Raw genomic sequence first — 12877 nt, forward strand, 5'->3', positions numbered from 1 at the left:
ATTTACATTTTTAATAAATCATAAAAAGACATAATATTTGTACATTTAAATTCAAACATGTAATATACATCATTATATATTGGGAGGTTTTAAAGATGAGGCTAACTCTCTTTCGCTATTTTCTTTTTTTCCTAGGATTAATTTTCTTTGGACTTGGAAATGCTCTTGCAGTCAAAGTTAAATTCCTCGGTTTACACCCTTGGGAAGTTTTAAATATGGCTCTCTACCAACGATTTGGGTGGACAATTGGTACTTGGAGTGTCATATGTGGATTATGTCTCGTTCTTATCTCTTTACTAGTAGATCGAAAATATATAAACGTGGGCACATTTTTAAATGCACTACTTATCGGTCCTATTATGGATTTTTTCTTACAATCAAAAATCCTTCCAAACGCTAGTGATTATTTATGGATAAACTTACTCATTTTATTTTCTGGTATTGCAATTACAGGAATTGGGGGCGGCATGTACGTTGCGGCTGGCATTGGTGCTGGACCCCGTGATGGATTCATGCTTACCATTTCTGACAAAACTGGGTTATCTATTAGCCGTGCTCGAATCATTGTAGAATGCTTTGTACTAGTCATTGGATACATGCTAGGAGGTCCTGTTTTTATCGTAACTTTTCTATACACTTTTATTCAAAGTCCAATATTCCAGCATTCATTTAAGGTATTTCAAAAACTCTTACATACTTTAAATAACAAAAACAAAGAACATATTAGTGAAACTATTTAAAACTCAGCTTAATACAAAAGAGTGTGTTTTAAAAGTAATTTTTAAAACACACTCCATATACCCCATTTCATTCTCCTTTCCATAATCTCTCTACATTCATTAATTGCTCTTCTTTAAATTCTAGCTTATATATATCCGGTTTGGATGTATTCATTAAAAAATCAAGTCCATATTGATTATCAAAATAGTTCATCATTAGTGTCATTACAAGCCCATGTGTACCAATTACAATTTTATGTCCTTGAAAATTCATTAATATTTCTTTTAACACTCTCACTACCCTTCTCTGACAATCCGCATATGACTCTCCATCCGTCAGTGCATATTTTGAATTAAAAAACATCTCCTTTACAAGTGGGTACACTTCCTTATCCGATATAATTTTATCTTCATTTAAAAACTTACACTCTTTAAGATTTTCATATACTAATATTTCTTTTTCATGGAAATTCGCTGATTCTTCTATCGTTAACATAGCCCTCTTATACGGACTTGAAATGAAAGTATTAATTCCCTCTGTTTCTAATATCTCAGTTACTCTTTGAGCATCTAAAATTCCCTTCTCAGTTAATCCACGTGTTCTTTCATTTCCTTCTAATTTTGGCGATTCACCATGCCTAACCATATAGATATATGTATTCATAATTCCTCCTTAAAAATATTTATAAGTTAATTACTTTAATCTTTTCCATATCAAAACTTGAATACAATCAAAATATTAATTTATTCTTTTTTTATGAACTTTGCTGAGCAGTTCGTCTAACCCACTCCGAAACTAAACTCTCAAATAATTCAGGCTGTTCAATTTGCAAATTATGTCCCGCGATATCTAATACCGCTAATGTCGCTCTTGGATAATCTTCAATGATTCCTACAATATCTTGATAACCTACCGATATATCTTGTCTTCCAGCTAATAAAAGAACGGGTTTCTCATATTTTTTATGCTGGAAGTCCAAAGTAAGAGAGTAATTCTTTTGTAATCTTTCAATAAACCCATCATTAGCAATATCTAGCCCTGGCTTAATTTCTTCTTTGAAACGCTTATATGTATACTCATTCGCAACCACTGCTAACTCACAAAATTCTTCCCTTTCGGTTGAAGTAAGTGTGTTTAAAAATTCTTCATCCTTTACAATTACCCGTTTATCCGGGAGAATCCTTTTTTCTCGTTGCGCTACAACAACAGGACATACTAACAATAATCCATTAACTCTCTCAAACATCTTTGAAAGTATCCCGCTAGCTAAATATCCCCCGTAAGACTCTCCTACTAGTAAAAAATCTTTTGTTGGGATGATTTTCTCAATAAATGCAGTTAACAGTTCTAATATATAATCTGAACTATTTATCCAATCTGGGGCATTCGATTTTCCCATTCCAGGTAAATCAATATAAATTCGTTGATATCCTTTAGACTTCTGAAACACTGTTTCCATACATCTCTTCATTAATCTATGGTCAGGAGAACACCCATGTATGATAAGTACTGGCTTTCCTTCTCCAATGATTTCATAGTATACTTCTGCATCCCTAATCCGGCATATCATAAAAAAACCTCCCTATTTTGATATTTACCTTTAAAAACAACCCTCTCAAACTCAAAAGAATACACGTTCTCATTTTATATCTTTTCAGAAGTTAATTTCAAATCTTAATTTTCAGATTACAAATACCAAAAAGCTTCCCTATGAGTGTATCTCTTCCAAGTAAGCTTTTTTATATTTTCTTTTATCCTATCAAAATTCGAAACTTCTCTTCTCTAGCTTCATTACATCCTATTCTTCTATTTGCATCAACACAATTCTCCAACCATCTGGGTCCTCTATAGTAATCCCCTTTTCTTTCCAATATGGATTTTCCGGTTCTACTTCATCGTATCCCATTGCATGTAGCCTTTTACTCACTTTTTCTACTTCATTATATTCTTTTATATAAAATATAAGTAAATTATCTTTTGTTGGGGCTGGACATGGGCTTCCATCTATATGTCTTGTAAATTCTAAATGATATTCTTCATCCGGTAGACCAAACATGACTCCATCATAGCCGTCATGGTCATTAAACTCACCTATACGTTTTAAGCCTAATCCTTCTTCATAGAATGCAATAACCTCTTCAAACTTGTCTGTTGGACGTGCTATCCTAAACCTTATCCACTTTTTCATGCTCTTCCTCCCACACTAAAAACTTAATGTATTATTACATATTATTGTATATACTCAACACATTTCTGAAATCCCTCATTGGTATGAGAATAGTTACATACTAATGTCTTACTTAATATTCTCTAATAGCAACAAAACATCATTTTATATGTATTTTTGCATTTTCACTTGCAAACTCTTAAAAAGTCATTACAATTTACAGAATGACTAAATATACAAATTTTATCCAAACTAATAAGTATTGATCATATTATTTCCCGAAAATTCCCAGAAGTATTATACTACTCAATTCTTTCTTTATAAACATGCTTTTTCTGTAGAAATCTGATACAATCCTTAAGTAATATCCTTATGTATGGATATTATGAATAACGCACATACTTTAAGAAGGTGATCATATTGAAAATAAATAAAAATTTGCAATTATGTATATTAACAACAACTTTAATATGTTATTCCAGTTATTGTTTTATATATTTCTTTTTGTTCCATGCTCATTTTTCCGGCTTCAACGTACGCTTCTCTTCACTCATCGTAGAAGCCATTACATTTATATCATTAATTTATTCTATATACTCTAAAAAAGTCCGCTCCAATCCTTTTTGGTTATGTATTACACTCGCAATTGGCAGCTTTTTATTAGGGAAAATAATATATATATATCAAAATGAATTTTTCCAATTTCCAATACATCAATTTTCTATTTCTGACGTATTTTATATGCTTTTTCTATTCTTATTTCTTATTGCTTTCTGCTATAAAATCTTAAACAAATGCAATAAGTGGGAAAAAGCTTTCTTTATATGCGATATATGTATAGTACTCACTTCCATTCTCACATTAGAATGGTATTTATTTAACCAACCAGATTTAAATATATTCTCTCTCTCAATGGGAGACATGGTACTTTCATTTCTATATCCAATTGCAGACTTACTTTTTCTACTACTAGGCGTTATTCTCTTTTTCCGCCCAACAACTTTTAATTCAAAATGGAAAATTTATATCTTTATTTTTGTATTAATAAGTTCTGCAACTTTTAACTATATTTATTTTTACTTACATACTTATTTATCGTATGACACGATAGCATTATTACGTCTATTATATAGAATACCAATATTATTAATTGCCATTGCTGGTTCTATTTCAAACGATCATAATAGCAATACAAACCATTTTATTATAAACCCTATATTAGGAAAAAAAATCTTAGTCGTATTTCCTTATCTTGCTGTTACAATACTAATCGGGTTTACATTAAAAGAACAAACATCGTCTTCAACTCTCATTACAGGAAATTGTATCGCTTTTGTTTTCGTACTTATTCGGCATTCTATTGCACATATGCAAAACAACAGCCTAACAAAACGTTTACAAGTATTTAATACTCAATTAGAAGAAAAAATTACTTTACGGACTTCTGATTTAGTCCAAAAATCAGATGCTTTATCTCAAAAACAACAAAAATTCAAATCTTTATATGAGTATCACCCTGATCCTATTTTTACGATTGATTTAAATGGAATATTCTTAAATGCGAATAATGCAGGAAGTGTATTACTCGAAGCACCAACGAACGAGTTACTCGGTGAAACATGTTTTTCGATTATTTTAGATGCAGATAAACATAAACTAGCATCTGCATTAGAAAAAGTTAAACAACAAAAATCAGCATCTTTACAACTTAGTTCTCAATATAAAGATGGCTTTACTTATTCCTTATACGTTACCATCGTTCCTATTATGATAGACGGACAAATTTCAGGAAGCTATATTATGGTAAAAGATATTACCGCATTAAAAAAACAACAAGAAGAAATAAAATATTTAGCATTCCACGATACTGTAACGAAAATTGGGAACCGATCCTTTTTCCATAAGAAATTAAGAAAAGTTATAAAGAATGCTCAAACAATACAAAGTGAGTTTGCATTATTATATTTAGATTTAGATCGCTTTAAAGTAATTAACGATACACTTGGACATTCGTCAGGTGATTACATATTAGAAGAAGTAGCAAAACGTTTCCAATCATGTCTTCCATCACATACTCATCTGTCAAGAATCGGTGGCGATGAATTTACAATTTTAATCGAAAACTATACGGACCATGATTGCTTATTCAAGTTATGCAACCGATTATTTGAATGTATGAAAAAACCGTTTGTCATACATGAGCATAAATTAACTTTATCACTGAGTATCGGCATCGCTATTTATCCATATTCCGGAATCGATACCGCTACACTTCTGAAAAACGCTAATGTTGCAATGTATGATGCAAAGGCGAAAGAGCTTAACTCTGTCTCTATTTATGACGATGTAATCGCAAAAAAAATCGAAAGACGATTACGATTAGAAAAAGATTTACCAGACGCAATACAAAATGAAGAATTGTTCCTTTTGTATCAACCTCAAGTTGATAGTGAATCTAATAAAATTATCGGTGCAGAAGCTTTAATCAGGTGGAATCATCCTGAATTAGGTGTTATTTCTCCATACGAGTTTATTCCGATTGCAGAAGAAACACTACAAATTATTCCAATAGGAAAATGGACATTACAGCAGGCTTGTGAGCAAATGAAACGTTGGCACGCACTCGGATATTCGCATTTAAAAATAGGTGTAAATTTATCTGCTAAAGAATTTGAGCAAGAAGATTTTGTAAAGTCTATTTCTTCTACTTTAGCAAATACAGGTTTATCAGCAAGTTCTCTCGATCTTGAATTAACAGAACGAATTGCAATGATGGATGAGAGAGAAACATTGATAAAACTGCGTACACTAAAAAGTTTAGGGATTCACATTTCAATCGACGACTTTGGTACAGGCTATTCTTCCCTAGCCTACTTACCTTTATATCCAATCGATACGTTAAAAATCCCGAGAGAATTTATTACAATGTCTGAAACGTGTGAAGATGGAATGGAAATCATTAAAACGATTATCACATTAGCAAATACATTAGGAATGTCTGTCATTGCTGAAGGTGTAGAAACGAAAGAACACGTGAATTTCCTTCAAAAAAATAAATGTCAGTTTATTCAAGGTTATTATTACAGTAAACCTATTCATACTAATGCATTTACTGAGCTATTAGAAATCGGTATTCACCAATAGTACATAGCTAATCGGTATAAGTAATAATGAATTTGAACAACTATAGTAAAAAGGAAAGAAGATACCTTCTTTCCTTTTGTTTTTCTATTTAAATTTCTATTACTTCACCACTTCATTTATTATATCTATTAATTGATGAATCCCCTCATCATTTGTTTTCTTATATCCATTCATGTTTTGAATATATCTCTCCTTATTTGTATACAACTTATTTACTGCATGTATAAATGTACTAGTGTTTACTCTATCTTGAAGTAAAACTTCCGCATACCCTTGCCTAGAAAAATAGTCAGCATTTAAAACTTGATCCCCTCTACTGGAAGCATTAGTTAACGGAATAAGCAACATCGGTTTCTTCAAAAATAACAATTCAGAAATAGCGGTAGAACCCGCTCTGGAAACTACAACACTTGCCATATTTAGTATATGCGGCAACTCTTCCCCTATATATTCAAATTGCATATAACCTTCCATGCCAATAGATAAATCCACCTTCCCTTTACCACACATATGAACAATATTAAAATTTAATAATAATGTATCTAAACTTTTCCTTACCATATCATTTATCCACTTAGCACCTTGACTCCCACCCATTATTAACAATACCGGTTTATCTTGCTGAAATTTACAATAGCTTCTTCCTCGTAATACGTTACCTCTCTCAATTTCTCCCCTTACAATTGGCCCTACATAAACCTTCTTCTCAGTACTTACATTACCCCCTGTTTGAGGAAATGTTGTGCATAGTTTTTTAGAAAAAGGTAATGCTATTTTATTTGCCAACCCTAACGTACTATCTGGTTCACGTATTATTATAGGTACACGATTTAACCATGCCCCTATAACTACAGGAACTGAAACAAATCCTCCTGCTGAAAAGATAACGTCAGGCTTCATTTTCTTAATTAATTTATAACTTTGTAAACAACCGTGTATAATTTTAAAAGGATCTTTAAAGTTCTCCCAATCCCAATATCTCCTAAGCTTCCCCGTTGAAATACTATTGTATTTAACATTTTGAACTAATAATTTTTCAATTCCATTTTGAGATCCAATATACTCAACTCCCCATCCTTTTTCCATAAATTTAGGAATCAATACCATATTAATCATTACGTGTCCGGCTGTACCGCCCCCAGTAAAGAGAATCTTTTTATTCATAACTTATATCCACCTTTATCATTAAAAATCTAGCTTTATATTAATCTTTAACTCAAGTCCTATATCTTGTAAAAGATCTTTGATGAGTTCATAAAAATCATTTCCATACTCACTACACTTATACTGAGCAAAAACTTGAATCACATGCCTAGTTCTAATCTCTAGTGCTGGCTTTGTTCGATCAACCTTTTTTTCTTCCACATACGCTCGATATTGATTTATTGCCTCATAGAGGTGTAACACATGCGCTTCTTCATCTTTCCAATCCAGCGTATCAACAATCGAAAGAAATAACGTACTTTGATTATCTATTGCTTCATAACCATTCATATACTTCTTACACCCTTTTTTATTAAATGCAGATGTCACTGTGCTTCGCATACTCAAGTACATCTTTCAATGATTGATGAAATTGGATTTTTGGGACCCAACCTAACTTTTTTATATCCTCTAACACTAAACTTTTATTTGAGTCACTCTCAAAATTATCTGTTTCTTTTATAGTAAAGTTCAGCTGTGTTAATCCTTTATATTGTTCTAGTACATCTAATAAAGATCGTTTTACTCCTGATCCAATATTATATTCTTTTCCATTTATACCATCACGTAATAACACATGATACGCTTTAACTGCATCACGTACATCTAGAAAGTCCCTACTATCTTTCAAACTGTTTACTTCAATAATTGGTTCACTTTTACCCGACTCTATATCTATCATTTTTTTTGCCAGAATAGAACAAATGCCATTCGATACTCCTGGACCAATTAAGTTCGAGGGCTTTGCAATGATAATATTTGAATCCATTAACCCACCCCAAGCCTCTGCGACGATTACTTGCATAGTTTTACTTAAACTATATGGATTTGAAAATTTTATGGTGTTCATACTATCTGCTTGCAATGCAGATCCTATAACTAATGTTCTACAATGGGGGGCTTCTTGCTTAATTGCTTCTAATAAATATAACGTCCCTATCACATTAATCTCCATGTATTCAAGAGCAGCTGTCCAAGACTCTATGACCGAATTTCTTCCTGCTAAATGCAATACATAGTCTGGCTTTATTTGTTTAATTACCCTCATTACTTCGCCCTTATTAGTTAAATTACAAGTAATTCCATTCCTGCATTTTTCTCTATGTGAACGATTTTGAAACATAGGAATTACATGAAAGCCCTTGTCTAAAAAATATTGGCAAGCATGGCGCCCTGTGAAGCCATTTGCACCAGTTATTAAAAGGCTCGCATTTTTTTTCATCGTAAAAAGCCTCCTTTTTCTAACATTTGTTTCACCTCATGTTTTGCAAGTAAGTCTTGTTGAGAACTAAAACTCTTCACATCCACAAGCGGATAACTAGCATAATATTCTTGAAGTCCTTCTATAGGAATAGTCGGTAGTACCACAAAATAATTTTGATCAAAACTAATACTTGTTTTACTCTCTACCTCAGATAAAAGCATTTCACTTAATTTTTCACCAGGTCTTATCCCTACTTCTTTTATCTTCACGTTTTCTTTTTTTGAATCTTCAATCAATACTGTTGCTAAATCCGTTATTTTACATGCTGGCATTTTCATAACAAAGATTTCCCCTCCTCTTCCTTCAGATGCTGCTTTAAATAACAATCCAACAGCATCTTCAATTGTTAAGAAGAATCTAGTCATATTTTCATCAGTAATCCCTACCTGTGAAGACTTTTTAATTTGCTTTTTAAAGAGCGGTACCACACTTCCATTCGTCCCTAAAACATTTCCACCACGAACACAAATGAATTTTGTTTTCTTCGTTTGCACATTCGCATGAATCATTAACTTTTCACCAATTGCTTTTGTCATCCCATACGTATTTGATGGGTCGGCCGCTTTATCAGTTGAAACATATATAACTTTCTCAACTTGCTTCTGGATTGATGCTTCAATTATATTTTGCGTACCATGTATATTTGTTTTTATAGCTTCATAGGGATAATACTCACATACTGGAACATGTTTTAAAGCTGCAAGATGGAATACATAATGTACACCTTGGCAAGCATAGACTAGTTGGTCTTTATCACGAATATCTCCAATAATAAATTTTAATCTATTGTCATTTATAAACTGTTGCTGCATTTCAAACTGAACCGTTTCATTCCTTGAAAAAACCCTAATTTCTTTCGGCGATCTTTCTAATAGTTGTTTTATAAGTTCATGTCCCCACGAACCTGTGCCACCAGTAATTAAAATTATTTTATTAAGCATTCCTTTTCCTCCTACCATACATTTCAATAAAAATTGTACTTATTAACGCGATTGAATTATTTTCAATTGATTCAAATCATAATCGTCGTTTGTTACATTAAATTGACAAAATAAAAAAACAGAAACTATTAAACATAGTTTCTGTTTTTCATTTCACCTCTTAACAGTAAGATTTTTTCATACTGTTTGCTCGATAACTATATTACTTGTAAAAAAACACCGCTCATTTATTTCATATACTCGTAATAAAATAAATAGAATGATTCATAACCAATATCATGTTTAAATTCATGAAAAGGGAGGTAATGGAATGTACCAAAGCAACTCAAATAATACATATAATGAAGCTTCCAAAGCACTTCCTCTCTCCCTATTTGATGTAAAAAACGAGTTAAAACAAAAATGCAAACTCATTCATTCTGGAACCATGTATAAATTAACGAAAGAAGAGCAACTCATCATCGACAACATAAAAGCACAAACAAAACAACTAAATAAAAATAATGTAACAAGAACACGTGCATACTACCAATTTTACATTCAATATCCAGAAATACATTGGGCACTACTTGGGCATATGGTATCACGTAACGGTGGTTGGAATATGACCGATTTAAAGGGAGATTTATATACGAGAATTTTATCTGAGAAAGATCAAATTACATTTTTTTCTTTCTTAGAAAGAGGAAATTGGCTTATTTTCCAAGATGTATATCCTCAATTTTTGCTATATGAACAAAGTGTAAAAAGATCTCAAAGGCTATTTCACCTTCTCCCTCACCTAAATGTTTCTACATTTATGGAAACGATGTGGAACGATTTTTGGAAAACAGGTAACAAAAAAACATTAGCGATTGCAACTATTATTAATGAACAAAACTACTTAGAAAAAAGAGTTATTCAAAATGCTCACTTTCAAAAGACTGTACTAAATAGTATTGGATTTAAGCTCTTTGATTTCTTTCAGTTTAATCATATCCTTTTCCCATTCTACGAAAACGATAAGAAACAAAAAGTATTACTATTTGGTGATACAATGAAACATTTTACTTCCTTACATGAACGAATCTTAATCGGAAAAAGGTTGTATTCATTATTATTTCGGGATACACATGTTTTATCTCAAATAATAAGCTGGGCCCAAAATCATCCGCATACAGGATCAAGAAAAGATTACTGGCCTCATTTATTTTCAAGTGTAAATGAATCTTTTTCCCGTGAGTTTTATAAACGCCGAATAAAGAAATGCCAGTTGCGTAGTGGCGCATATCGTATATACAGCCCTGCACTCATCTATGCATGGCGCGATATGAAACATGAAGAAGATGAAAGTAAAGATTGGTTTACTGATTGGCAAGTTGTAAATTACTTAGTTGATAAGGAGGAAAAGATAAGTGGACAAATTACAGAAGACTATTGCAAAACACTCGAGAAAATTGAACTTGCCATTCTCGCAAAGAAAAATGTCCTCCTCCGAGAGGAAGAATGACTTTCTAGCTTTAATAATTACAGTTTTTTTCTCTGCTATTATTGGAACTTGTTTAGATGCTTTCTTTGTTAATAAACAACTATATTCCTTTCCAGTTAGGCCCTTCTCATCCATATTTTCAGTTAACATAGCTTTTACGTTGTTTGTACTGCCGATTTTAACAGCCTCTTTTATACAAATTTCAAAAAAATTATCTACAGTTTCTAGAACTCTATTTATTTTTTCAATAGGTATTTGTGCTAGTATTTTTGAACAAGTTGCTGAGAGATTAGGTTTATTTGTACATAATATGAATTGGCAGCATAGTTATTCTTTGTTTGGATATATCATTTTCTTTTCTCTTATTTGGACATTTTATAATTGGATGCTAAAAATAAAGAGACCGTTTTTATAACGGTCTCTCCTTAAGCATAATCTTCAGTTACTGCTACTGAACGACTTTGAAGGCTTTTTGATCGCAAACGATATGCAACTACTTTCTTTTTATATTGCTTTATTACATCAACGTGTTCCTCGTAGCTATATATAGAAAATCTAATCTCTCTTTTTCCTTTCTTCGTCTCCATGACTATCGGTGTACCATTCCCTTGTGGCGGAAAATAATGTTTATCTAAAAATAAAGCCTCATTAAATTCATGGATAACTTGAAGTTTCATTTCTCCTTCTATACTTTCCCCATCTACTGTTATAGTAGTATTTTCCTCATCAAGTTTTTGATGTAATTCGAATCTACTAATAATTGATTCTACAACAGAAGTTGGCATACTAGAAACTAATACTTTAAGAGCACCAAAAATAAATAATGTAACTATAAACCACGTTGTCACTTTCATCATCTCCATTACGTTCTAAAACGAGTAGTGTTATACTCCTTATTACGATTCATTAATTTTTAAAATAAAAATTTAATTCCATAAGGTACTAATATACTAATAAGTATCCCTGTTACAATCATCGTTACCGAACCGATAGTTGCCTCTTTCTCTCCTTCTTTCACTAAACGACTCACACCAATGATATGTGATGCACAGCCCATCCCTACTCCTTTTCCAATTGTACTTGTTATACGGAAAAGCTTAAGTACTGTCGGTCCTATAATAGCACCTGTTATTCCTGCAACAACTACAAAACTAGCTGTCATAGATGGGATACCACCAATTTGCTCGGCTAATGAAATTGCAATAGGCATCGTCGCTAATTGCGGGATAGTTGTTAATATAAGTTCCTTATCTATATTCAACATTTCCCCAATCACTACATTCAAACTTATTAAAGCTACTATACCGATTACTACCCCAACAAGTATTGATAAGAAGTTTTTCATAAGTATTTTTCGTTCCTTAAATAGCGGTATTGCTAATGCTACAATCGCAGGGCTCAAGAAGCTTGAAAGAATATCTCCCCCATTTTCCTTATAATCTTGATGCGAGATCCCGAAGGTAAGAAATATACAAATCATAATCGTCGTAACTGTTAACACCGGTAAAGTAAATGGAAACGTAAATTTTTTATATAGCTTTGTCGCCAATAAATAAATCACTACAGTAATAAAAATTAAGACCATTTGAATAGCGCACCTTGTCAATTTTATTTTTTAGATGTTATTAATAATTGACTTACATAACCTGAAATAATCAATGTTACTATCGTACTTGCAACAACTAAAAGAAATATAATACTCCCCTTACTTAAAAGAAAAGACCCGTATTCCATTAACCCAGTTGTCGAAGGAATTAGAAATAATGGTAAAAATATTATTAACTTTTCTGCACCTATCTCAAACCAGTTTAACGGTAAAATACGAGTGGAGAGGAGCAAGAACAGCATTAACATCCCAATTAAACTTCCTGGCATTGATAGATGGAATACTCCCTGAATCCACGTACCAGCTAAGCTAAATACATATAGCACGCCTACTTGAAGTAAAAGCGTCACGTACTTCATTTTTT

Annotated in this window: 14 protein-coding genes; 4 read left to right on the forward strand and 10 right to left on the reverse strand. The window is 32.1% G+C overall.

The window, feature by feature from the left end; translation table 11 throughout:
• Positions 1 to 95: 95 nt before the first annotated feature.
• On the forward strand, positions 96 to 740 hold the full coding sequence (locus LUS72_RS18275) for a YczE/YyaS/YitT family protein (protein ID WP_097831017.1): 645 nt from the start codon (positions 96 to 98) through the stop codon (positions 738 to 740).
• 67 nt (positions 741 to 807) lie between these two features.
• Here LUS72_RS18275 and LUS72_RS18280 read toward each other — a convergent pair whose 3' ends face one another.
• From LUS72_RS18280 to LUS72_RS18290, 3 genes are all read right to left on the reverse strand, one after another.
• Positions 808 to 1383: a histidine phosphatase family protein gene (locus LUS72_RS18280; protein ID WP_097831016.1), complete on the reverse strand. Its 576-nt coding sequence runs from the start codon at positions 1381 to 1383 to the stop codon at positions 808 to 810.
• Positions 1384 to 1474: 91 nt separating this feature from the next.
• Positions 1475 to 2290, reverse strand: a complete 816-nt coding sequence (locus LUS72_RS18285) for an alpha/beta fold hydrolase (RefSeq protein WP_097831015.1) — start codon at positions 2288 to 2290, stop codon at positions 1475 to 1477.
• A gap of 228 nt (positions 2291 to 2518) precedes the next feature.
• Complete coding sequence (locus tag LUS72_RS18290; RefSeq protein WP_097831014.1) at positions 2519 to 2908, reverse strand: VOC family protein; 390 nt, start codon at positions 2906 to 2908, stop codon at positions 2519 to 2521.
• A gap of 399 nt (positions 2909 to 3307) precedes the next feature.
• Between LUS72_RS18290 and LUS72_RS18295 the strand changes: the two genes are divergently transcribed.
• The gene (locus LUS72_RS18295; RefSeq protein WP_264447733.1) at positions 3308 to 6031 is read left to right on the forward strand and encodes a putative bifunctional diguanylate cyclase/phosphodiesterase; all 2724 of its coding nucleotides are present in this window, start codon (positions 3308 to 3310) and stop codon (positions 6029 to 6031) included.
• A 99-nt stretch (positions 6032 to 6130) separates the two neighbouring features.
• Here the strand turns inward: LUS72_RS18295 and LUS72_RS18300 are convergent, their stop codons facing one another.
• From LUS72_RS18300 to LUS72_RS18315, 4 genes are read right to left on the reverse strand one after another with little or no spacing between them, the layout of a single operon-like run.
• On the reverse strand, positions 6131 to 7195 hold the full coding sequence (locus tag LUS72_RS18300) for an undecaprenyldiphospho-muramoylpentapeptide beta-N-acetylglucosaminyltransferase (protein WP_097831012.1): 1065 nt from the start codon (positions 7193 to 7195) through the stop codon (positions 6131 to 6133).
• 21 nt (positions 7196 to 7216) lie between these two features.
• On the reverse strand, positions 7217 to 7525 hold the full coding sequence (locus LUS72_RS18305; protein WP_097831011.1) for a DUF6572 domain-containing protein: 309 nt from the start codon (positions 7523 to 7525) through the stop codon (positions 7217 to 7219).
• A 22-nt stretch (positions 7526 to 7547) separates the two neighbouring features.
• Positions 7548 to 8456 carry an SDR family oxidoreductase gene (locus LUS72_RS18310; protein ID WP_097831010.1) on the reverse strand — a complete coding sequence of 303 codons (909 nt, stop codon included), beginning with the start codon at positions 8454 to 8456 and terminating at the stop codon, positions 7548 to 7550.
• Complete coding sequence (locus LUS72_RS18315) at positions 8453 to 9439, reverse strand: UDP-N-acetylglucosamine 4,6-dehydratase family protein (protein WP_097831009.1); 987 nt, start codon at positions 9437 to 9439, stop codon at positions 8453 to 8455. Before LUS72_RS18315 ends, LUS72_RS18310 begins: the two co-directional genes overlap by 4 nt.
• A 310-nt stretch (positions 9440 to 9749) precedes the next feature.
• Between LUS72_RS18315 and LUS72_RS18320 the strand changes: the two genes are divergently transcribed.
• Positions 9750 to 10928: a DUF2515 domain-containing protein gene (locus LUS72_RS18320; RefSeq protein WP_097831008.1), complete on the forward strand. Its 1179-nt coding sequence runs from the start codon at positions 9750 to 9752 to the stop codon at positions 10926 to 10928.
• Positions 10903 to 11322: a CBO0543 family protein gene (locus LUS72_RS18325; RefSeq protein WP_097831007.1), complete on the forward strand. Its 420-nt coding sequence runs from the start codon at positions 10903 to 10905 to the stop codon at positions 11320 to 11322. Before LUS72_RS18320 ends, LUS72_RS18325 begins: the two co-directional genes overlap by 26 nt.
• Before the next feature lie 10 nt (positions 11323 to 11332).
• Here the strand turns inward: LUS72_RS18325 and LUS72_RS18330 are convergent, their stop codons facing one another.
• From LUS72_RS18330 to LUS72_RS18340, 3 genes are all read right to left on the reverse strand, one after another.
• Positions 11333 to 11755 (reverse strand): YfmQ family protein, encoded by a 423-nt coding sequence (locus LUS72_RS18330; protein ID WP_097831052.1) that lies wholly within the window; start codon positions 11753 to 11755, stop codon positions 11333 to 11335.
• Positions 11756 to 11820: 65 nt separating this feature from the next.
• The gene (locus tag LUS72_RS18335) at positions 11821 to 12492 is read right to left on the reverse strand and encodes an LrgB family protein (protein WP_097831006.1); all 672 of its coding nucleotides are present in this window, start codon (positions 12490 to 12492) and stop codon (positions 11821 to 11823) included.
• A 23-nt stretch (positions 12493 to 12515) separates the two neighbouring features.
• Positions 12516 to 12872, reverse strand: a complete 357-nt coding sequence (locus LUS72_RS18340) for a CidA/LrgA family holin-like protein (protein ID WP_097831005.1) — start codon at positions 12870 to 12872, stop codon at positions 12516 to 12518.
• Between the last annotated feature and the right edge of the window lie 5 nt (positions 12873 to 12877).

This window comes from Bacillus cereus, from assembly GCF_025917685.1.
GTDB lineage: Bacteria > Bacillota > Bacilli > Bacillales > Bacillaceae_G > Bacillus_A > Bacillus_A cereus_AT.